Origin of the sequence: Chengkuizengella axinellae (assembly GCF_030730905.1) — a bacterium.
GTDB lineage: Bacteria > Bacillota > Bacilli > Paenibacillales > KCTC-33759 > Chengkuizengella > Chengkuizengella axinellae.
This window is the reverse complement of sequence record NZ_JAVAMP010000007.1, coordinates 181647-204184: the sequence shown is the minus strand read 5'-3', so window position 1 is coordinate 204184 and position 22538 is coordinate 181647. Positions and strand designations below refer to the sequence as shown.

The following is a 22538-nucleotide window of genomic DNA, read 5'->3' as shown; positions in this document are numbered from 1 at the left end:
TTTGTAGAAGAAGATAGACAATAGAATGAACAAACTTTTTTATAAAAATTAAATAGTCGATCTCAAATTTAGAATCCATTTTGATCAATCTTTCTTTCAAAATGGATTCTTTTATTTGCCATAGAATGTGGGTATGTATGAGATTTTTGATCAAACTTTATTTTAAACCAACATGAGAAGAGAGATAAGATTTTCTCGAGAGGTGATTTTTTTATGTCTAAAATGACTCTACTTATTTTGAATATTATTAAGAAATATTTAAGAATAATAATTTAATAGGCTAAAGAGTAGTAATAGTTTTAGGTTCATATGCATTTCGTTGTATATGTAGTAATGGATTAAGTCTGTATTATTTGTAATAATTAATCCGTTTAAAGTTGGTTTGATATAATTGATCAACATATATATTCCATTTTCTATAATTTTGTCTAAATATAATTTATATTATTGATTAACATAGTTTTTTTTATTCGAAACGAATCATGTTTGTTTTTTTTCTTATTAAATAACGTTCTCGACATGAATAATTTTTCTTTCACTCTGGAATAATTCCCCTTAAAAGGAGGGGGTGGATTGAAAAAAATCATTCTACTTATGAGTATCCTTAGTTTAATTTTAATAATACCAGTACAAGCAAATAATCATAAAACATATTATGAAATGGTACTTGAAGATGTCATTTACACAATGTTAATCCCTTTAGAAAACAAAGCTAAGATAGATTATTTTGGAAATATAAAACAATCTACGTTTTGTAAATTCGTTGAAGTAAAAAGAAAACCTAATTTAGGTTATTCTTACGAAATGACTTATCAATTCATAACATTTGAAGGAGCACATAATTCACCCAATCATTTGTTTACATTGATTGTAGAAAATGTTGAACTTACAGATTGGGTTATAAAAGATGTAAAAGTAAAGAAGATAAATGGAGAAAAAGTGATTTGTCGAAAACCGATTCAAGTGAATAATGAAGTTTTTCACAGAAATAAGATTAAGTTTTTGTAAATTTTTTTTGACATGCTATAGAATAGGATTTTATCTAAGTTTAGCAGCCTGTATTAAACATCATCGAAATGATTGAAATGAATATCTTAAAGCCTGGATCTACTGCAAGGATACAATAAAAGGAAATTGACTTTTTATTCAGTAATCTGGACGTGGTAACTAGAAGTTATATTCCAATCTTACTTGAATATACCTAAGAATATATTCAAATGGAGGGTTTTTATGGCATTAGTTTCAATTTATACTGTTGGTAGGCTAAATCACCCCTATGACCATCCTGCATCTCGTGAGTTTTATGAAATGGGATTTAAAGTAATGCGTCAGGCATCTTTATCAGGACATCTTTTAGAAGAGTTCTCATCAGAAGGAGTATCTTTTCCTGAAGAAGCTAAAGGGAAAGGTTACCCTGTTCTGACATTAACGGTATGGAACAGCCTTCATTCCTTATATCGTTTTACCTATTCAGGTAAGCACAGTCAAGCGTTGCAAAATAGGAGCAAATGGATGGAATCTTATCAAGAGAAACACCTTTCATATGTAGTGTGGTGGACAGAAAAGGTGAAGGATGTCTCATGGGAGGAGGCCTTCAAGAGATACAACTATTATATTCAACATGGACCCACTCCTTTTGCGTTTGATTTTAAACACGCGTTTGATGAAAGTGGGGAAAAGTGTATGCTAAAGTAGAAGGGTTGTTCACGTTTGGAAGCTGAGAAAATCACTTTTCTTTTTTTTATAAAAGAATAAGATTGTGAATGATGTAATTGTAAAATAAAGATACACGAAACATCTTTTTGGATTTTTCAATCTAGAGAGGTGTTTTTTATTGACACTCATTTTATTATTTGATATTATATATGCTATAGCATATATAAAGATATAGGAATGATGTTCATGTATAACTTAGAAAAATCAGTAGGTTTTCTTCTTCATAGAACGGATGTAAGACTTACAAATTTTTTAATGGAAAAATTAAAACCATTTAATTTAACACCGGAACAATGGGTAGTATTAGATTCTCTTGATGTAGACCATGGAGTTACTCAAAAGCAGCTTTCTGCTAAATTAGATAAGGATCAAACAACAATGGTTCGAATGATTAATTCTATGAAAAATAAAGGTCTAGTAATGAAAAAGAGTAATGAATATGACAAAAGATCTCATTATATTTATTTGACTAATACAGGAATGGAATTAAAGGTTCAAGTAGTTCCTATTGTAAAGAAAGCACATGAACAAATTACCACGGATATATCTAATCACGAAATAAACGCATTAAGGAATTTACTGAATAAGCTTTATAAAAATGTAGAAAATAAAATATAACAAAGGTTGTTTATATTTTGGTTTTTTTCAAGTATTTATATGCTATAGCATATAAATTAGTGTCAATTATGATTAATTCAACTATAGATAAGAAAGGATCAATGTTCAATGAGAAAAATCTCTATTACTATACTCTCATTATCTTTATTAACTGTTATGGCGGGGGCTGCTATTGCTCCTTCATTAAGTAATTTAGAACAGTATTTTAATGAATCGAGTACCACTCTTATAAAATTAATAGTTACAATTTCATCATTATTCATTATTCCCTCTACATTTATCGTGAGCAAGTTAAATCGAAAATATAATTATAAACCATTAATAATAATAGGATTAATTTTATATTTGATAGGTGGTTTAGGAGGAGCTTTTGTAAATAATATTTATGTTTTACTGATTTTTCGATCTATTTTGGGAATAGGTGTAGGGTTTTTCATGCCTTTTGCTACAAGTTTAGTTTCTGATTTTTTTGAAGGTGAAAAAAAAGCAACCATGATGGGAATGGTTAGCTCGTCCAATAATTTAGGAGGAATTATTTCTTTATTATTATCTGGATGGTTAGCAACAATAAGTTGGAGATACTCTTTTGGAGTTTATTTTCTTGGTTTTTTTGTTTTACTATTAGTTTGGATCTTTTTACCAAACGAAAGGAAGAAAACGAAAAAAGGAACAGAAACAATGAAAAGTAAAAAGAATCCATTACCAAAATCTGTTTTCACTGTTGGGATTTCAATGTTTTTATTAATTCTAGCTTTTTACTCCATACCTGCAAATATGTCCATTTATATTAGTCAATTGAATCTGGGGGATTCTAGGGTGTCGAGTGTAGTCATCGCTTTTATATCAGTATCAGGATTTGTAGCCGGTTTTCTATATCAAAAAATAAAAAAACAGTTAAACAAAATGTTTTTACCTGTCTTGCTTTTATTAATGGCAGTTGGTTTTTTAATGATAGGAACAGGTACCAGTATGATCATGTTAAGTGCTGGAGTGTTCATCACAGGTACAGGAGTGGGATTATTCATTCCGGAACTTTATTTGAAAATATCCAACACAGTAGATAAGAGGAGTACTGTATCGGCAATGGCTATTGTATCAAGTATGATGTTCTTGGGCCAGTTTTTCTCACCAATATTTCTTGACTTTATTGGTGAAAGATTTGGAAATGGTAATATACGTTTTCCTTACCTATTTTTAAGTATATCCATACTCATATTTATGATTGGTAGCATATTTACAACCACTTTGAAAAAACCAAAAAAATTAGAACAAACATTATCTTAAATTAAGAGCATTTGGATCAATCTTTTGTAAAAAGACAGCATGAATTCTTTTCAGCTATGGAATGAAACTTTTTTTATTTTCATAGGATCTAAACAACGAAACAGTTTGAACTGGATGATGAAAATGAGGTGAGAATATGTTAATAAGAAAACTTTGGACCTTCATCATCACATCTCTACTGTCTGTTGTGTTTATAGCAATGTATACTCTATTAACTTTTAGAGACGATTTTCTATTGGCATTTTATTTAATTAGTATTTATACCACAGTAATACTTTTCTATTGCGGTATTCCTGTCTCAATCTTATCTGATTATGTAACAAGAAGGTTCAACGGTCTGAAACAGCTTTTATCAAGGGTGTTTATTCATTTATTATTTGCTTGGGGTTTAATTACGATTATTATTGGATTTGGACACGGTTTTGATTATTTAGTTTTGTACAAGACTTTATACTTCTTATTTGGGTTTTATTCCATTCTTTTTTGGATTGTGGATGAGGTGTTAAGAAGAAAATACAATAAACATCAGAAATAGATTGTTAACATGAGATAGATTGTAGTTTTAAAAGAAAGATCGATCATAAAAAAAGTTTCATTTAATAATTGAATAAGAACACCTCTTGAAATAAGATTATCTTAAGAGGTGTTCTTTTTGCTATACGTAAAACTAAGCCTTTCAGATAAGAAAAGGAGAATAGTTAGAGGTAGTGAAATTGGCGTGGTATTATATCAATAGGGTGTAGTGTGGAGCAAATTTAATAGAAAGTTAGATTTTTACTTAATTATAGGAGTGATGTGCAACGTGAATACTCATTTCATCAAAATAACTGAACCTAATAAAAGCCTAGCAGAGGTGTTTAATCGGTGGGGAAACGATCCTACTTTAATCCCGTTGACTCGACCTAACCAAAATAAGTCAGAATTGGAACGTCAGCAAATTATTACTAAAGAAAATTTAGTTCAACGCATAGAACATGAACAGATCTATCTGATCTATCTGGATGACAAGTTAATCGGTGAAATGAACTACATGGTTGATCCGACCCATCTATACAAAAAAGAGTCAGGTACTGCCTGGATAGGGATTACGATTGGTGAGCCTGAAGGCCGTGGTAAAGGAATTGGATATGTGGCGATAAAATATTTAGAGGACCAAATTAAGAAGGATGGTCTTAAACGTATTGAATTAGGAGTATTTGAATTTAACGAACAGGCACTTAAGTTGTATCAGAAACTGGATTACAAGGAAATTGGTCGTGTTCATAATTTCACTTATTGGCAAGGTAAGATGTGGAATGATATTCGCATGGAGAAGTATTTACCTTAATTGAATTCATCAGAATTGTTTAAAGTACAAATATTGTATGGGACTCGGTCTAGATTTATTGGATGGAGTCTTTTCTTTTTTTCAGGGTAATATAAAGATATTAATATTTATCAGGAAGGAGCTTGACTATGAAAGAAAAAATGCCTCATTATTTTCTAGCCATACCATTACCTGAAGAAATTAAATCTTTATTATATGCTTATTCAATGTCTTTAAAAAAAGAAATGCACTTTAAGAAGTGGGTCTTACAAGAAGACTATCATATTACTTTAAGTTTTTTAGGACCTTCAAGTGTGCTTCAACTGGAAAGCCTCGTTTTTCACATTCAGCAAATAACAAGCAGACATGAGCCTTTTTCTCTACAATTATTAGATATTCATACATTTGGACTAACAGACGCACCCCGTGTTCTTTGGGTCAATGTATTAACTGACAAAGAACTATTTGATTTGCAAGAAAAAGTGAAGGAGGCATGCAAAAAAGTAGGTTTCCATGTTGATGAGAGACAGTATAGACCACATATTACATTAGCCAAAAGATGGACGGGTAATGTCCCGTTTCAAACAAATCAAATGCCGTCATTAAATCAAATGCAATGGATTTGTAATAAAATTACCCTCTATCAAGTAGATCCTCGGCGTATACCAAATTATATTCCCATTGATGAATTTTCACTTGTTACATAGTCAACTCTATTGGAATGACACTTTGCAAAGAACTTAAATCCAATGTTTTAGATTTAATAAGTTCAACTTTTTCAAAATTATTGAAACTTTTTCCTGCTAGTTACGTACCAACACTAGGGAGAAAAGAGGAACAATTTTTTAAGAAAGTCGAAGCATAATAAGAGGACGTGACAATATATGAGGAAACGAAAAGCTTTTTTTCTGCCATTTATTTTTTCACTATTCATGATTGGATTATTATTATATTTAGATCTTCAAGAAGAAAGACTTGCCCCTAGCGAGGGATGGAGCCGTTCGTTGACACTGCCTGTACAAGAGAACTATATAAATAAACCGTTTATATTTGAAGATGGAGATTTATATCATATTTATTCATCTACAAACAAAGACGTGTCTCATCTAGTCGTAGATGAAAGTCTTGAGGTACAGTCAGATGTTAAGCTTCCTGTTATTGTTCCATCAAGCTCAAATATGTGGGCTTCTGGAAATGAACTTATCTTCATCAAAAATAATACAATTCAAAAATATGACGGTGACTCAACTACCGATTTAGAGCTTAATGCTGAGGGATTAGTTGCTAGTAAAGATCAAGTAGTATTTTGGCAAGAGCATCAATTATTTGAGTTAAACTCTACTACATTAGAGCAAAAACAGCTATTAGAAACAGCATTTCCTGTAACCGACGTACTTATTGATGAAAAAACAAATTCTTTGTTAGTCCTTACTAGAGAAGATGCCATTCATTTTGGTGTCACTTTTTTAGAAAATAAAAACAATAACTTTGAAGTGAAGAATGGAGGACTTATTAAAATTAGTGATCGTCATAAAATTACTAGTACTTCATTTGCACTACATAATAGAGAGATTGATATTCTAATAGGGACTAACGCTATTGAAGCAGGTATGAGATCCTACTACGCTTATCGTACAGTAATAAATCTAGATAATATTACAACAGAAACCAATACAACCCATTTAACTATTGTTGAAAAGGAATCTGATAGAAAGATTCGTAATGCCCAAGACCTAGTAATTACCTATAAAGAGGGCGTTCCTTCCATTATTTTTTCAGCTAAAGGCAAATTTGGAAAACAACGCGAGACCGTCAACGTTTATGAGGCGCATAATGAAGATGGTCAATGGTTGGCCGAAAGAAGAAGTACATCTAGAAACTTGTCTAAAAAAATACAATGGTTGAATTCTGAATCCCTCATATGGCTTGGGTTTACAGGGGGGGAGTATATGTTATATGGAGCATCAATGAATGAAAAGGCTGTTGACAATAGTTTGAAAATGACAAAGGAAGATTGGACTTTTGCAGCATCCACTACAACAATAGGATTGGTTATTAGTGCTTTAATCATTCTCATTATGGGAATATGGATTGGTCCACCTTTGGTATATTTAATTTTGGTATATATTGTAAATAAAACTTTTATTGATCGAGAAGTGAAGTGGTTGGGAGTCTCTACTATACTAGTGTATTTAGTTGGACAGATCACTTTAAATCATCTTGTTTTGAATAATTATATGAACCCTCTAGGTTTGAGCTTTACGGGCAGTGGTATAGTGGCAACTATAGTCCTATTTATTTTTACATTTATCTTATTCAATTTAGCAAGAAATAAAGAGTGGGGATTGTTGGTTAGTATTTCATATTTTATAGGAATGAATATGTTATTCTCTGCTTTGTTATATGAATTTATTGGATTGTCATACTAATTAGATCATTTTACAGGGTGCTTTTTTTTATCTCAAATAAAATTTAGTTTGTTATGGATTACAATGTTCTTTTCTTTACTTATAGGACATTTATTAATGGATTATTTAGACTATGGATTATCTTTGATGTATCCCCTCCATCATCGTCTGAAATTGGTCTAAATATTCGTACAGGAAATGATTTTATATCAATCTGCTCATACCATTGTCCATGAAGATGAAAATGAATGAAAGGTAGTAATAAAGGAGGAAATGAATGGAGCAAAATCATTACAGGGTAAAACTAGATGATGTAGAATTTCAGTTACAAGAAGCACATAATTTTGACTGGTTGCAAAAATTAGGACGAGTATTCAGTGTGTTTGATCAACAGGATTCGGGAAATATTTGTTTCGGTGTTGAAAGTAGCAGCGGTGAGAAATTATTTATAAAATACGCAGGAGCCAGAACGTTGTATTATTCGGGACAAACTCATGATGCCATTCATAGATTAAAAGATGCTGTTCATCTTTATGACAAATTAAGTTATCCATCACTAATTAAAATGATAGATCATTTTGAAGTTGAATCTGGATTTGGATATGCTGTTGTTTTTGAATGGTTTGCTGGTGAAACACTTCATCCACATTGGTCTTTTCCACCTCCAGCCAAGTACAATGATCCAGCATCACCCTATTATCGATATAAACAATTATCTGTGAAACAAAGGCTGCAATCATTGGATCGTATATTTTCTTTTCATTTATATGTAGAGAATATGGGTTATGTAGCAGTTGATTTTTATGACGGTAGTCTCTTGTACGATTTTAAGAACAATGAAATCAAAGTATGTGATATTGACGTTTATCAAAAGAAGCCTTTTATCAATGACATGGGAAGGCTTTGGGGATCTTCACGTTTTATGTCTCCTGAGGAATTTATTAAAGGAGCACAAATTGATGAGAGAACTAATGTGTATAACATGGGAGCGATGGCTTTTGCATTAGTAGGTGGTGAACTTGATCGTTCATTTACCAAATGGGAAGCTGGAAAAGAATTATATGAGGTTTCATTAACAGCAATAAAGTCAGAAAGAGAATTGAGATATTCGAGTATTACTGAGTTCAAAGCAGCTTGGGATTCAGCGATTCAGTATTAATGACTAGAAAATAAACTAAGACATAAAGAGGTTGATATATAAGTATAAGCATTTTATCAACCTCTTTATAATAGAAGAAAACTTACTCGAATATTGGATTAAATTTCTCGTTGTTTTTCTTCCCATTCAGTTTTTAGAATAGAATAAATAAAAGCATCATGCGGCTGTTCATTTTGATATAGGTATCCTCTTAATTTGCCTTCATTAGTAAAACCCAATTTTTCCAATAATCGATTTGATGCGATGTTGTCAGGAAATGTTACTGCTCCTATTCTAAATAGGTCAAACTCTTGGAATGAATAAGTCAAAACTTCAGTAAGGGCTTCAGCTGTAATTCCTTTTCCCCAGTATGAAGGATGGATCTCATAACCAATTTCAGATTTTTTAGTCCCCATATTTAAGCTGTTTAAACCAAGTGTCCCTATAAATTGATTTGTTTCTTTTAAAATCATTGCCCACCGTATTCCACGTTTAGATTCAAAGGAATTTTCAAAGAATTCAATTATTTTTGCTGCCTCTTCAATATTTTTTAAGCTATCCATTCCATAATACTGAGTAACTTCGCTTTTGGACATGATTTCATAATAAGCTTGTACATGTTCCTTGTCTATTTTTACTAAATCTAACCGTGTTGTTTCTAGTATTGGAAAATCCACTTATACTCCCCGTTTCATTAATAATATGTCAATGTATAAATCGTCTTATCTTTTAATATAAATCAGTTCACTAATTAACTATGAAAATATGAACTCCACCCAATATTTTCGATCAAGTGGAGTTTTTTATATTTCTTATTGATATTTTTTAAGTACTGCTTCTAATTTCATAGCTAATGATAGATTTCCCTTTACTTTAAGTTTTCCCATCATAAAAGCAGTGGTTGCATTTAAATTTCCGTGAATCAATTTAATTAAGTTTTTTGAGGAAAGTTGAAATGTACAAGAAGGATTTTCTGCAGCTCCTTCGGAATATGTTATATTTCCATTAGATAGCTTAATGACATAGATGCCTTCATCTTCTCCACTTACATCAAATTGATAGACACAGTTCATTCCTTCAATATGTTCTGGATTTGCTTTCACTTTCTCACATAAATTTAGAAATTCTTCTTTTACTGACATGTACCTGACCCCTTCTTTCTGTGGTTTAGGCTCTATAACACATATTATGCTAGTTAGGAGATATGAATGCAGATCTTTGTATGTGAAACACCTTTACAACTAGTATAGAATATTCTCTTACTTTAGACTATAAATATTTACCTACCAGGACCTCAATAATCTTTTCACATACGAAAGGTGAAATCCAATCCATTTCCATCTCAGAAAAAATTTCTTCTATTTAGAGGTTCTTTTTTAAATCTTCCATTGTAAATAAGGAGTGCAAGGTAAGACCCGCGTCAAGTAAGTTCTCTTTGGCAGCCTCATCTCTTTCAATCACACATAAGACATCTTCAATTTTAGCACCGTATTGTTTTAAATCTTCAGCACTAATTTTTATTTGCCCCCCAGTTGTAACAACATCTTCAACTATGCATACATTTTTATTTTCGATATTGATGCCTTCAGCAAGCTTGCAAGTTCCGTATTCTTTTGCTTGTTTTCTTACATAAACAGCTGGAATACCAGTTTTTAATGATAGAGCGGTAGCAATTGGGATGCCTCCCATTTCTAATCCTGCTAACACCTCTGTACCATTTGGTATGAATTGCGATAAATGCTCCGCAATTTTTGAAAGTAGATTAGGGTCAGACTCGAATAAGTATTTATCAAAGTATTCATTGGAGACTTTCCCCGATCTTAATTTAAATTCGCCTTCTAAATGAGCAGTCTCGTAGATTTTTTTTGCTAGTAATTTCTTTTCCATATGTAAGAACCACCTTTTTTAAGAATATAGTGCTGTTGAGTATTAAAAACATGGTAAAATAATCTAAATAACTATTCCAATAGGTAATTATACACCAAAATGATAGAGGAGAAGGGTGAAATGGAAAAGAACTCAAATAAAACGATTCCTCAAAAGGAGATGAATCATGGCTACATGGAATTTAACAACAACAAACCAGCATGTATTCATATGCAACGGAGGCAGTTGTAAAAAAGAAGGAGCGGAAGAATTGACTCAGTCCATTCGTAAGGAAATAACTAACAAAGGTTTAGATCAATCTATTCATACTACTAGAACACTTTGCAATGGGCGTTGTGAGGATAAATGTGTTGTGATCACTTATCCTGAGGGTGTTTGGTATAAAGGGATGACTAGTCAGGATGCCCCTAAATTTATTGAATCTATTCGTTTAGGACAACGATTAGAAGATAAGATCAGCCATACATATAATGGTGAGGGTTTTACACCTTCTAAGGGAACAAAGTTGGGGAAAATGAAAGATGAGGAAACGGTAAAAAAGGTGTCAAAAATATATTAATGGTGAATAAGGAAGGCATTTGTGATTCAATCTATATTTCGATATGATGTTTGTATAAAGAGATAGGAGTGATAAAATGTCAGTTTATGAATATACAGCTAAAACAATCAAAGGTGAGGAAATTTCGCTTAAAAATTACGAAGGAAAAGTCATTTTAATCGTAAATACGGCTAGTGAATGCGGTTATACACCACAATATAAACAACTTCAAGAGCTTCATGAAACGTATAGTGAGCAGGGTTTGGTTGTGTTAGGTTTCCCGTGTAATCAGTTTGGAGAACAGGAGCCTGGGGAAGAATCAGACATTGAAAGATTTTGTGAATTGAACTACGGCGTAACCTTTCAAATGTTTACAAAAGTAGACGTGAATGGAGAACATGTTCATCCTTTATTTACATACTTAAAACAAGAAGCACCAAGTGAGTCAGGTGCGGAAGATATTGAGTGGAATTTCACAAAATTTTTAATTGATAAATCAGGCAAGAGAATATCTCGTTACTCTCCTAAAACAAATCCTTTAGAAATGAAAAATGAAATAGAGCAATTATTAGGTTAGAAAGCTAAATCAATTTTGTTTCATTCAAAGAAGTCCCATAAGTGGGGCTTTTTTTTTACATAAGGATCTTTGAGAGACTCCAAAAAAAAGGGGGGGGGATTGTTCAACTTCATTCGATATACCAACTGAATATTTTAGTCAACATGTACAACTATAGTCTGAAATGATGTATACTTATACTAATTATTTAAAGAGGTGATCATTAATGACAGTAAGTTCACATACACCACTACGAAACTTAGGTACATCTGATTTAAAGATCTCAGCACTTGGTTTAGGTACTTGGCAGTTTAGTAAAGGAAATGGGTTCGTTGGTGGTTTTTGGCCTGTATTAGAAAAGAAAGAGATTGAAGAAATTATACAAATTAGCTTAAGAGGCGGGATTAATTGGTTTGATACAGCGGAAGCTTACGGTAAGGGGAAGTCAGAAGAAGCTTTGGCAGAAGTATTAAATGGGCTTGGTGATGAAGCAAAAGAAGCGCTCATTGCAACCAAATGGTGGCCAGTTCTTCGGACAGCTAAATCGATTACACAAACGATTGATCAGAGGCTTCAGGCCTTAAAAGGCAGAGCCATAGATTTATATATGGTACATCAACCGTTCTCTTTTTCCAATGCAACTGCTGAAATGAATGAAATGGCTGTTTTATTAAAAGAAGGCAAAATTAATCATGTTGGAGTTAGTAACTTTAATGAGAGGAAAATGAGAGAAGCACATCGTGCACTGAAGAATCATGGATTTCCACTTGTATCCAATCAAATGAAATACAGTATGATAGATCGACGGATTGAGAAAAATGGGGTGTTAGATGCAGCAAAGGAGCTTGGGATTACGATTATCGCTTATTCACCTCTAGAACAAGGATTACTAACGGGTAAATTTCATAAGAAGCCAGAATTAATCAAAAATATTACTGGACCACGTAAGCTATCTTCTGGCTTTAAACCATCAGGATTACAAAGAACTCAACCATTAATTGATTTATTAGATCAATTAGCACAGGAATATCATGTGTCGGCAAGTCAAATTGTACTGAATTGGACAATTAACTTCCACGGAGATACGATTGTTGCGATTCCAGGTGCTACGAAAAAACACCATGCTGAGGAAAATGTGGGGGCGTTGTCATTTAGACTATCAGATAAACATTTAGCAGAGATTGATAGAGTTTCAAAGGAAGTTTCAGTGAAATAAAGCAATGAGGATGAACTCCCGACAAATGTTTAATTATGATGTCGGGAGTTTTGTTGTTTATCACGTTAGGCAGTAGGTACGGTATAAGTTCCAATCATGTGGTAGAAAAATAGCTATCCCATAAGTTGAAGTCACTTTTGGATAGCTATTGATATTCGATTCACTTTTTTTAAACATCAAGAATCTACTTTATGATGATATATCAAAATGCCATTGTTGAAAACCTAGATCATCTAAGTGACTAAAATCACCATCAAATCCGTGTTGAAAAATAGTTTTCCAAGAGCCACTTCCAAAACGATTTACATGATACACATAAAATTCATGTGCTGGAGTTTTATCATGTCTTCCATAAACACTCCACTGACCAGTAGAAGTAGTTGATACATCATACAAATAGGAAATATCTGGTGTAATCCACTCTAGATAAGCTAAACCTATGTCATGTCCCAACTGAACAGATTTAGATGTACTAGTATTCGTTTTCACATCAACATCAACATACCAATATTTAGGATCTATAGTTTTCCTGTATATGATATTGTAATCTTTATCATACATTATTGTTTCGCCAACTTCTACTTCAGGGTTAGGTCTAAATAATGAATAGTCAATTTCTAATGAAGTTCTTGTTTTAAAACTTGATGAGCTTCTATTAAATCCTCTATTGTTTCCATTAAGGTACTCTCCTTCTCCCAAAGTGGTGACTTCTAATTGCCATGGGATTGGAACATATTTTATATCAGGTATAAATGTTGTATATTGAAATAAATAGGATTCTGGTTCTTCTTCAGCAGATATTCCCACTTTCTTTTTAGAAGATAAAGCATGGTTATGATTTGCAGTAGTAACATATAAACCAAGATCGTATGAGTCGTATAAATTATTTTCTTGTTCTTTTGTTAATTTGATATTCTGTTTTTCTTTTTCTTTCTTTATTTTTTCGATCTCATTTTTATTTAATTTAATATGTGCTATTACATTATACCTATATTCAGTATTTGGAGAGACATTATGATCTATGAATTCATTTTTATTAGTTGTGGTAATTAAAATCCCATCACGATATAATTCATATTCTTTAAAATTAGAAGCAAATTTTGACCATTTAAGATGGACAGAGGTTTGGTCAGAGGTGCTTTGAATGTTTACATCAGCCAAGATATCTTTTATTCCTTTATTGACTTTTTCAATAAAATAGTCTTCAGTTTTAAAATCTAAGCTCTTTACAGATAGTTTAACACTTTCAATTAAATTATTATTTTCATAGGCAAGGACTGAATATTTATATCTCTTATTACTTTCTACATTATTATCATTGTATTGAGTTGATGTACCTTCCCAAATCATCTCATCAAATTTATATATTTGATAATAATCACCAACATTATCCCAAGTTAAATAAATCCCATCCTCACTTGTTTCGGTATTTAAATTCATCTTTGTTTCAGTTTTGTCTTTTGCAGCAGCTAGTGGAATTGAAATAATTACACTTATTATTATTAATACCATCAATAATCCTTTTTTCATATTATTCACCTTTCATTTGCGATATTGGTTAAATATGTAACAATATAAAAAACAATAATGAACATTTTATAAATAATATAAATAAAATGAGAGCTCTCAATATATATTACAACAAAATTCTACAGAATAATACATAATTTTCAATTTAAATACAAATTATTCTATCGAGTTATATTTTTCTACTGTAATACTGCACTAATAAATGTTTAAACGTATTGATGAACCAAAACTAAAAAAGATAGCAAAAAAATACTTTTTTTAAAAATGTGAGTGGGAATCTACAACTAGAAAGATAAAGTATAGAGAATGCAATTTAGACAGATTATTCAAGTTGCCAATTAACAGAAAAACCTCCTTTAGCACCTTCAACATTAATCACGATATAATAAGTTCTGGTATTTAAAGTTTTTATTTTAGAAAACTCTTCTTCATTTCCCATTGCTATGTAGTTCCCTTTTTCATCTTCAACATGATATCCGTATCCGCCTTTCTTATCAAGATTCCACTTGACCCAGAAATGGAGTGTTTCTCCTTGATTTAAAGAGATAGGAATTTTTTTCTCTCCTCTGAAATATTGGAAGCTTGCTGTATAACTATTTTCTGTTCTGTGTTCGACCCATTGATCTTTTTGATTTAAGAGTGTAAATGAAATGATCGTAAATATGAGAATAGGGATAATGATCCCAAAAATGATTTGAGTTTTCACCCTGTGAAATATGACAGTCCCGCATAAAAATACGATAGAAATTATACCTGCTATAGTGTTAAATGTAAATCCTCCTGAGAAATTCCAATAGCTACTTGAAAGAGTCAAGTAGACAAAGCCACTAGTAAAATATAAAGTCATCATTAATATTATTGCTAATGATGGATTCAAAAAGTGATTAATGTGCTTTAATAATAGATCAATAAGCATTGAACAAATAATACAGTAAATAAATAAAAAAGATATTAAATTTATTTCCTTGATGGTTTTAGCTGCACTGTAGTAATCTGCTGAAATAAACATAAGCAATAAATAAATACAAAATAATGTAAAACCAGCAGCAGAGCATTTAATTAATAAATATAATAATAATTCCCTTTGACGTATCCATTTTAGAATTGTTATTTTTCTCAACTCCTTATTGATGTGAAATTATTAATTTATATATATTTTACCACATACTGATGTTTATTGAACTATTTGGTTTTTTGTAAGTGCAGTTTATCATTCAAGTATTTTTATATAAAATTTAGATATTCATAGCACTGTTTCAATGAAATGCTAGAGAGGATTCCATAAAATGATATGGAGGGAATTTTAAGAGAGATAAACAACTCCATCAAAGATCAACTTTATCCCCCCAACTGCAGACAATGAAAGAATAATCGTTTGAAAATGCTTTTGCGGTATACGTGGCAGAAGTTTGATGCCTAACCAAGTTCCAATTAGTATCGCCGGTATCATCCAAGCATTAAATACTAATGTAGCAGGAGTGATTAATCCGATATAAGCGAAAAAAGGAACCTTTATTAAATTTACCGAAATAAAAAACCATGCCCCAGTCCCAATAAATTCGTTCTTCTTCAATCCCTTAGTTAGCAGATAAATCGCCATAATGGCCCCTGCAGCGTTTCCAACCATTGTTGTAAAACCAGCTAATACACCTAAAATATTTAAAAAAATAGAGGACTCTGTAAATTTAGATTGAAGCCAGCTTTCAAGTTTGTTTTTAGAAATATGAAGTATGATAAGGGTTAATATGATAATACCAAGTAATAGGGATAGCTCCTCATTTTCTATAGGGATAAGGACTAAGAAACCAAGTAACATTCCACCAAGCACCCATGGAATTAATTTGAAAAGATATTTCCAAACTACCGTTCTTCTGTAATAAGTAACAGCTACGATATCAGCTGCAATTAACATTGGTAATAATATACCGATAGATTCTTTGGCTGGAAAAGTAGAGGCAAAAATAACAACAAAAAAAATGCCCGCACTGGGTATTCCTGTTTTTGAAAATCCAATTAATATAGCAGCTAAAACGGTTAAGCATAATTGTAAAATGGTTAAGTCTGACATAAATGAACTCCTTGGGTTCGTCACTTAACTATCAGTGGGGATGTAAAAACGCCTACTGACAGTTAGATTCTCTTTATAAATTCAAAGGTTCAGCAAAAGCAACACTATATGGAAGATTCTTACCTCCATGAGGCAGCGATTGGAGATTTTGTTTTATGTTACTATATCATAAATCCCTAAAATTGGGGTTGTCCAAACATTATTTTTGTCATGAGAGTTAAAAAATGGGATAATATGAGAGGAGTTTTTCCATATTGGATTTTTGAATGTCCTCTATAGACTGGAGAGATAAAAAAATGAACATATTAACGATTAAACAATTAGAAAAAAATATTGGAAATACGGTTTTATTTCCTGTGATAGATTTAGAGATTCAAGCAAGAGAAATTGTGGCAATCCAATGTAATAGTGACGTTGGTTCAAAATTGATACAACTATTAATTGGTGAGATGCCTGTCTCAAGTGGAGAAATTTTATTGTTTGAAACCCCATTAAATAAAAATCTTAAAAACTTGATCCAAAAAGTAGGTATCGTTTTTTTAAATGATAGTTTATATGAGCGCCTTACACCTAAGCAGTATCTACAGTTTTATAAACAACTCTTTCAGGTGGAGACGGATATTGATTCAATATTAGAACAAGTAGGGTTATCTAATAAGTCAAAAGTTAAGATTAGTAGATTGACCTTTTCAGAACAGAAACGTTTACACCTTGCCCGTGTATTAGTTTATGAACCAAAGTTGATTATTTTGGAAGAACCAGATCAAAATATAGATATTGAAAGCAAAATGATCATTCAAAAAGTGATAAATGATTTTGTTGCAAATGATAGGGCAGTACTGATTACAACAAGTTATCTTGAAAGTGCGATCATGATGTCAAATCGCGTATACCATCTCAATGATCAAGGATTGAAAAAAGTTGATGTATTGGACGTAGAGGACAAAGATTCATTAAAGAATGCTGACAAAGAAGAGAAAGATCAGCTAGAAGAACAATCGATCGATAATGTATCGGTAGAGTCAAATGCTTTCAAAGATACTATAAGTATGACTGAAGAAAAAACTGCAGAAAAGGACGTAATAGAAGATGAATCTCAGGAGTCGGAAGCAGTATTACCAACCAAAATACAGGTGCGTTTTGAAAAGATTCCAGCCAAGGTAGATGAAAAAATTATTCTTTTTGATCCAACAGAGATAGATTTTATTGAAAGCAGCGAGGGTATATCTCATCTGCATGTAAAAGGAGAAGTATTCCCATGTACATATACTTTGAATGATTTGTTTGATCGTTTACAACCCTTTGGTTTTTTTCGCTGTCATCGTTCCTATATTGTCAATTTGCAAAAAGTTCGGGAAGTGATCACTTGGACACGAAATAGTTACAGTTTGATTCTTGATAATTCCAAAAAAAGCTCAATTCCACTGTCTAAAGGTAAACTGTCTGATTTGAAAGATATTATCGGATTTTAATAGATGTAACTTACTTTAATTTGGGTCCTGCATTTCATTTTTTCGGGTTATCCTTGAATAGATTTCCTTGTTATGAAAGGGTTTTAGATAGTATAAATATACAAAATTTTGTCGAGTTGAGTCATCGTGCTAAAAAAGGATATAATACCCTTGATAAATGAATTAGAGGGAGGCGGACTGATGAATCAACAAATCTCAATTATAGGTGTACCTATGGATTTAGGTCAAACACGCCGAGGGGTAGATATGGGACCTAGCGCAATACGTTATGCTGGGATTGTAGAGCGCTTGCAAAATTTAAAGTATGATATTAAGGATTTAGGGAATATTGAAATAAGTCATCTAACAGATGATCAGACTGATGTTAATGAAGATGAGCAAAACTTAAGAAATTTACAGGAAGTGAAAGAGGTAAATGAAAAATTAGCCTCTTCTATTTCAAAAGAAATTTCAGAAGAGCGTTTTCCGCTTATTTTAGGTGGAGATCATAGTATTGGGATAGGAACCATAGCAGGTGTTGCTAAACATTACAACAATCTTGGTGTTATTTGGTTTGATGCACATGGAGATTTAAATACAGCAGAAACTTCACCAACAGGAAACATTCATGGAATGTCGCTTGCTGTAGGTCTTGGCTTAGGTCATGAAAAGTTAACAAATATCGGGGAATACACACCAAAAATCAAACCAGAAAATATTGTTATTATAGGTGCGCGTTCTCTAGACGATGGTGAGAAAGATTTAATTCGTGAACAAGGAATTAAAGTGTATTCCATGCATGAAATTGATCGCCTCGGAATGAGTAAAGTCATGGAACAAGCAATTGCCTACATTTCTAAAAATACAGATGGTGTTCATTTAAGCTTAGACTTAGATGCATTAAATCCACATGATGCACCAGGAGTTGGTACACCAGTGCTTGGAGGCGTTTCTTACAGAGAAAGCCACTTAGCAATGGAAATGCTTGCGGAAGCAAATATTATCACTTCTGCTGAATTCGTTGAAGTGAATCCAATATTGGATGAAAGAAACAAAACAGCGACGGTTGCTGTGGCATTAATGGGTTCTTTATTTGGAGAAAAATTAACATAAACTTTGTTGTGTTTTAAATATCGGGATATTGAAGTTTGAAGAAAGGACGGATGATCAATATGACATCATCAAAAAACATTATTGAACAAACGGATCAATTAGGAGCGCACAATTATCATCCACTTCCGATTGTTATTTCTAATGCAGAGGGAGTATGGGTGGAAGATCCAGAAGGTAACAAATATATGGATATGTTAAGTGCTTATTCTGCTGTTAACCAAGGGCATCGCCATCCAAAGATTATTCAAGCGCTGATTGACCAAGCGAATAAAGTGACATTAACTTCAAGAGCATTCCATAATGACCAATTAGGTACCTTTTATGAAAAGGTTGTACAACTAACTCAAAAAGATATGGTGTTACCAATGAACACAGGTGCAGAAGCGGTTGAAACGGCGATTAAAGCAGCTCGTCGATGGGCTTATGACGTGAAGAAAGTGTCTGACAACCAAGCAGAAATCATTGCATGTGTTGGAAATTTCCATGGCCGCACGATGACTGCCGTATCTTTATCCTCAGAAGCAGAATATCAACGTGGATTTGGACCCATGCTTCCTGGTATTAAATTAATCCCATACGGTGATATTGAAGCATTAAAACAAGCAATTACACCAAACACAGCTGCATTTTTATTGGAGCCGATTCAAGGTGAAGCAGGTATAGTCATTCCTCCAGAAGGATTTTTGAAAGAAGCAGCAAATGTATGTAAAGAAAACAATGTACTCTTCATAGCTGATGAAATTCAAGCTGGATTGGGAAGATCAGGAAAAACGTTTGCTTGTGATTGGGATAATGTTGTGCCAGACATGTACATCTTAGGTAAAGCACTTGGCGGAGGGGTATTCCCGATTTCTTGTGTAGCTGCGAATAAAGATGTACTGGGAGTGTTTAACCCTGGTTCTCATGGATCTACTTTTGGTGGAAATCCACTAGGATGTGCGGTATCTGTTGCTGCCCTTGAAGTGCTGGAAGATGAAAAACTTGCGGAACGTTCGCTTGAGTTAGGTACTTACTTCCAAGAAAAATTGAAAGAAATTAATAATCCAATGATCAAAGAAGTTCGTGGTAAAGGGTTATTTATCGGGGTAGAGCTAAATGAGCCTGCAAGATCTTATTGTGAGGAGTTAAAAGAAATGGGATTGCTTTGTAAAGAAACACATGAAAATGTGATTCGATTTGCACCTCCATTAGTCATTTCTAAAGAGGACTTGGATTGGGCGATTGAAAAAATCCAAACTGTACTTGGGAAAAGTGAAGTAAAAGCGTAACACTTAATTTAATATATAAATGATAAGCTGCGGACTGAAGGTTCAACCTTTTGTTTGCAGCTTTTTTTGTCATATTCGACCCCTCAGTTTATCATATACTTGAATTTGTACAAGGCAATATTCTGTACATGATTACATTCATGAAATTTCAAATTTTGAAAGACTAGTAGTAAACTAGAGAAGGATGAACCAACTGAATACATAGTCGGGAGTGAGTTTCATTGTTGTTTATTAATCAAGAAGAAGTAAAACAAATGTTAACGATGAGTGCTTGTATAGAAATTATGGAGAAAGTATTACTGGATTTAGCTAAGGGTGAAGCAATACAGCCTTTAAGAAGTGTTATACCAGTGGATCAAACGAATTTGCTTGGACTGATGCCTGGAGTAGTTAAAAGTGAAGAAGTGATTGGTACTAAATTAATTACTATTTTTCCTGCAAATCATAAAAAGGGTTTGCCTTCCCACCAAGGGATTGTTGTCATTTTTGACTCGGAAAATGGAAATGTTAAAACAGTTGTAGACGGTACTGAAATCACAAACATAAGAACGGCTGCGGTTAGCGGGGTTGCAACCAATTATTTAGCAAAAACAAATGCTGAACTTCTCAGTATGATAGGTACAGGAGAACAAGCTAAAACACACGTAGAAGCGATGTTGTTAGTTCGACCTATAAAACAAATGAATGTTTGGAGTAATCGAAAACAGAAGGCGATTCAATTTAAAGAAGAGATGAGTCAGAAATATAATATAGAGATTGTAGTATGTGATTCGGTCCAAGAAACCGTTGAAAATGCAGATATTATATGTACAGTTACTGGAGCTACGAAACCTGTCCTCAAAGGAGAATGGGTGAAAAAAGGAGCACATATCAACGCTGTAGGTGCATGCCGCGCAAGTGATAGAGAATTAGATTCAGATCTAGTCAAGCATTCAAGATTTTATGTAGACAGAATAGAATCTGCAGAGAATGAATCAGGGGATTATCTCATTCCATTAAAGGAAGGTGTTATTTCTAAAACTCATATTATAGGTGAAATTGGGCAGCTGATTACAAAAAAGATTGAAGGAAGAATAGACGGAAATGACATCACAGTGTTTGAATCATTGGGATTAGCGGTTGAAGATGTTGCAGTTGCTGAATTTTTATATAAAAAGGTAACGCAGAGTAGAAAGGAGATTTGAAATGATTAATTCAACAGAAGGTTTATTTGATTTTGGATTAAACGAGCAGCAAGAGCGGCGAGCAATAGAGCTTCATGAAAATAGTATTGTGATTGATATGCTATTTCAAGGCCCTCTCTCACCGAAAGCGATACCAGACCAAATCTCTGATGATCTTAAAGAAAAGTGTGAGGGTTTTGCAGATGATCCAATGACCTATGGTAGAATGCCTAGCAAGTTGATTTCTCAATTGGCAAAATATGGAAATATACCGCAATTTAAAGAAGAATGGTTCGCATCTGGGATTACCGCAGGTAATCGACAGTTAAATTTATCTGATCAAGAGAGTATGATTTTGAGCATGGCTGATGTACAAGCCCAATTTGATGCTTATGATTGGTTGGTGAAGGCGAGAAATGCAGAGGAGATAAGAGATGCGAAAAAGAGAAATTTGAAAGCAGGAATGATCTCTGCACAAGAAACAGATGCCTTGGCAAAAAACTTAGAACTCGTAGATGCGCTGTACGATTTTGGATTGAGAATGCTTCAACTAACATATAACAATCAAAATCAGATCGGGGCAGGATGTGCAGAGAAATCTAATGCTGGATTAACAAACTTTGGGATCCATTTTATAGAACATCTAAACCAGCTAGGTGTTTTAATTGATACAAGTCACTGTGGGAAACAAACTACATTGGATGCATGTACTTATTCTAAGCAACCTGTTATTGCTTCTCATACAGGGGTATCCAATATTTTTAATCATATGCGTTGTAAAAGTGATGAAGAATTAAAAGCGATCGCTGCAACAGGTGGTGTAATTGGTGTATTTGCCATGCCGTGGTTTATTCATGACGATCCTAATGACACTTCAATGAATCATGTTTTGGATCATATCGATTATGTTGTCAATCTTGTTGGTGTGGATCATGTTGGAATTGGTACAGACTGGCCGATGAGTGATGTGACTTGGTCTTTAGTTTATTTTAAGGAGCATATCGCACCTAAGCTAGGTTTTGCAAAAGGGAACGGACCTTCGACTGAAACTGTGAAAGGATTGGAGAAATACAGCTATTTTATTAATTTTACTAGAGGATTAATGAGTAGAGGGTATTCAGATCAGGACATTGAAAAAATTATAGGTGGTAATTGGTTGAACGTCTTTGAAGAAGTATGTGGGTAGACACCTTTAATACGGAAGTGAGCATAAAACATCGAAAAATCTGAGATGGATACACTTTACCTAAACTAAGAAACACAACCATTAAACTAGGA

23 protein-coding genes are annotated in these 22538 nt (G+C 32.9%); 17 read left to right on the top strand and 6 right to left on the bottom strand.

The annotated features are described in order from the left end of the window. Positions 1-573 precede the first annotated feature (573 nt). From Q5Y73_RS15045 to Q5Y73_RS15005, 9 genes are all read left to right on the top strand, one after another. Positions 574-1008, top strand: coding sequence for a hypothetical protein (locus Q5Y73_RS15045; protein WP_305992730.1), 435 nt, complete (start codon positions 574-576; stop codon positions 1006-1008). A gap of 222 nt (positions 1009-1230) precedes the next feature. Continuing rightward, positions 1231-1695, top strand: a complete 465-nt coding sequence (locus Q5Y73_RS15040) for a DUF3291 domain-containing protein (RefSeq protein WP_305992729.1) — start codon at positions 1231-1233, stop codon at positions 1693-1695. 207 nt (positions 1696-1902) lie between these two features. After that, a complete protein-coding gene (locus Q5Y73_RS15035; protein ID WP_305992728.1) occupies positions 1903-2334 on the top strand; it encodes a MarR family winged helix-turn-helix transcriptional regulator in 432 nt (143 codons plus the stop codon). A 108-nt stretch (positions 2335-2442) separates the two neighbouring features. Next, entirely contained in the window at positions 2443-3618 is a 1176-nt protein-coding gene (locus Q5Y73_RS15030; RefSeq protein WP_305992727.1) for an MFS transporter, read from the top strand. A 136-nt stretch (positions 3619-3754) separates the two neighbouring features. Further along, entirely contained in the window at positions 3755-4153 is a 399-nt protein-coding gene (locus tag Q5Y73_RS15025; RefSeq protein WP_305992726.1) for a hypothetical protein, read from the top strand. Positions 4154-4420: 267 nt separating this feature from the next. Further along, positions 4421-4945, top strand: a complete 525-nt coding sequence (locus Q5Y73_RS15020) for a GNAT family N-acetyltransferase (protein WP_305992725.1) — start codon at positions 4421-4423, stop codon at positions 4943-4945. A 128-nt stretch (positions 4946-5073) separates the two neighbouring features. After that, positions 5074-5631 carry an RNA 2',3'-cyclic phosphodiesterase gene (gene thpR, locus Q5Y73_RS15015; protein ID WP_305992724.1) on the top strand — a complete coding sequence of 186 codons (558 nt, stop codon included), beginning with the start codon at positions 5074-5076 and terminating at the stop codon, positions 5629-5631. Between the two features lie 177 nt (positions 5632-5808). After that, positions 5809-7353: a hypothetical protein gene (locus Q5Y73_RS15010; RefSeq protein ID WP_305992723.1), complete on the top strand. Its 1545-nt coding sequence runs from the start codon at positions 5809-5811 to the stop codon at positions 7351-7353. Positions 7354-7609: 256 nt separating this feature from the next. Continuing rightward, positions 7610-8491, top strand: coding sequence for a serine/threonine protein kinase (locus Q5Y73_RS15005; protein WP_305992722.1), 882 nt, complete (start codon positions 7610-7612; stop codon positions 8489-8491). Between the two features lie 98 nt (positions 8492-8589). On the opposite strand, the gene Q5Y73_RS15000 is transcribed toward Q5Y73_RS15005, so the two are convergent. From Q5Y73_RS15000 to pyrE, 3 genes are all read right to left on the bottom strand, one after another. Beyond that, on the bottom strand, positions 8590-9147 hold the full coding sequence (locus Q5Y73_RS15000; protein ID WP_305992721.1) for a GNAT family N-acetyltransferase: 558 nt from the start codon (positions 9145-9147) through the stop codon (positions 8590-8592). A 135-nt stretch (positions 9148-9282) separates the two neighbouring features. Further along, positions 9283-9612, bottom strand: coding sequence for an SCP2 sterol-binding domain-containing protein (locus Q5Y73_RS14995; RefSeq protein ID WP_305992720.1), 330 nt, complete (start codon positions 9610-9612; stop codon positions 9283-9285). 220 nt (positions 9613-9832) lie between these two features. Then, the gene (gene pyrE, locus Q5Y73_RS14990; protein ID WP_305992719.1) at positions 9833-10357 is read right to left on the bottom strand and encodes an orotate phosphoribosyltransferase; all 525 of its coding nucleotides are present in this window, start codon (positions 10355-10357) and stop codon (positions 9833-9835) included. 166 nt (positions 10358-10523) lie between these two features. Between pyrE and Q5Y73_RS14985 the strand changes: the two genes are divergently transcribed. The 3 genes from Q5Y73_RS14985 (at position 10524) to Q5Y73_RS14975 (ending at position 12667) form a co-directional block, all read left to right on the top strand. Further along, positions 10524-10916 carry a (2Fe-2S) ferredoxin domain-containing protein gene (locus Q5Y73_RS14985; RefSeq protein WP_305992718.1) on the top strand — a complete coding sequence of 131 codons (393 nt, stop codon included), beginning with the start codon at positions 10524-10526 and terminating at the stop codon, positions 10914-10916. Between the two features lie 76 nt (positions 10917-10992). Next, complete coding sequence (locus Q5Y73_RS14980) at positions 10993-11472, top strand: glutathione peroxidase (protein WP_305992717.1); 480 nt, start codon at positions 10993-10995, stop codon at positions 11470-11472. 205 nt (positions 11473-11677) lie between these two features. Next, positions 11678-12667: an aldo/keto reductase gene (locus Q5Y73_RS14975; RefSeq protein WP_305992716.1), complete on the top strand. Its 990-nt coding sequence runs from the start codon at positions 11678-11680 to the stop codon at positions 12665-12667. Positions 12668-12856: 189 nt separating this feature from the next. On the opposite strand, the gene Q5Y73_RS14970 is transcribed toward Q5Y73_RS14975, so the two are convergent. The 3 genes from Q5Y73_RS14970 to Q5Y73_RS14960 form a co-directional block, all read right to left on the bottom strand. After that, positions 12857-14197: a fibronectin type III domain-containing protein gene (locus Q5Y73_RS14970; protein ID WP_305992715.1), complete on the bottom strand. Its 1341-nt coding sequence runs from the start codon at positions 14195-14197 to the stop codon at positions 12857-12859. Between the two features lie 322 nt (positions 14198-14519). Then, complete coding sequence (locus Q5Y73_RS14965) at positions 14520-15317, bottom strand: hypothetical protein (protein WP_305992714.1); 798 nt, start codon at positions 15315-15317, stop codon at positions 14520-14522. A 183-nt stretch (positions 15318-15500) separates the two neighbouring features. Continuing rightward, the gene (locus tag Q5Y73_RS14960) at positions 15501-16265 is read right to left on the bottom strand and encodes a sulfite exporter TauE/SafE family protein (protein ID WP_305992713.1); all 765 of its coding nucleotides are present in this window, start codon (positions 16263-16265) and stop codon (positions 15501-15503) included. Between the two features lie 296 nt (positions 16266-16561). Between Q5Y73_RS14960 and Q5Y73_RS14955 the strand changes: the two genes are divergently transcribed. The 5 genes from Q5Y73_RS14955 (at position 16562) to Q5Y73_RS14935 (ending at position 22446) form a co-directional block, all read left to right on the top strand. Continuing rightward, complete coding sequence (locus Q5Y73_RS14955; protein WP_305992712.1) at positions 16562-17737, top strand: LytTR family transcriptional regulator DNA-binding domain-containing protein; 1176 nt, start codon at positions 16562-16564, stop codon at positions 17735-17737. A 180-nt stretch (positions 17738-17917) separates the two neighbouring features. Continuing rightward, positions 17918-18829: an arginase gene (gene rocF, locus Q5Y73_RS14950; protein ID WP_305992711.1), complete on the top strand. Its 912-nt coding sequence runs from the start codon at positions 17918-17920 to the stop codon at positions 18827-18829. Positions 18830-18888: 59 nt separating this feature from the next. Beyond that, positions 18889-20097 carry an ornithine--oxo-acid transaminase gene (locus tag Q5Y73_RS14945; RefSeq protein ID WP_371320218.1) on the top strand — a complete coding sequence of 403 codons (1209 nt, stop codon included), beginning with the start codon at positions 18889-18891 and terminating at the stop codon, positions 20095-20097. A 221-nt stretch (positions 20098-20318) separates the two neighbouring features. Then, positions 20319-21281 carry an ornithine cyclodeaminase family protein gene (locus tag Q5Y73_RS14940; RefSeq protein WP_305992710.1) on the top strand — a complete coding sequence of 321 codons (963 nt, stop codon included), beginning with the start codon at positions 20319-20321 and terminating at the stop codon, positions 21279-21281. A gap of 1 nt (position 21282) precedes the next feature. Then, entirely contained in the window at positions 21283-22446 is a 1164-nt protein-coding gene (locus tag Q5Y73_RS14935) for a dipeptidase (RefSeq protein WP_305992709.1), read from the top strand. Positions 22447-22538 lie beyond the last annotated feature (92 nt).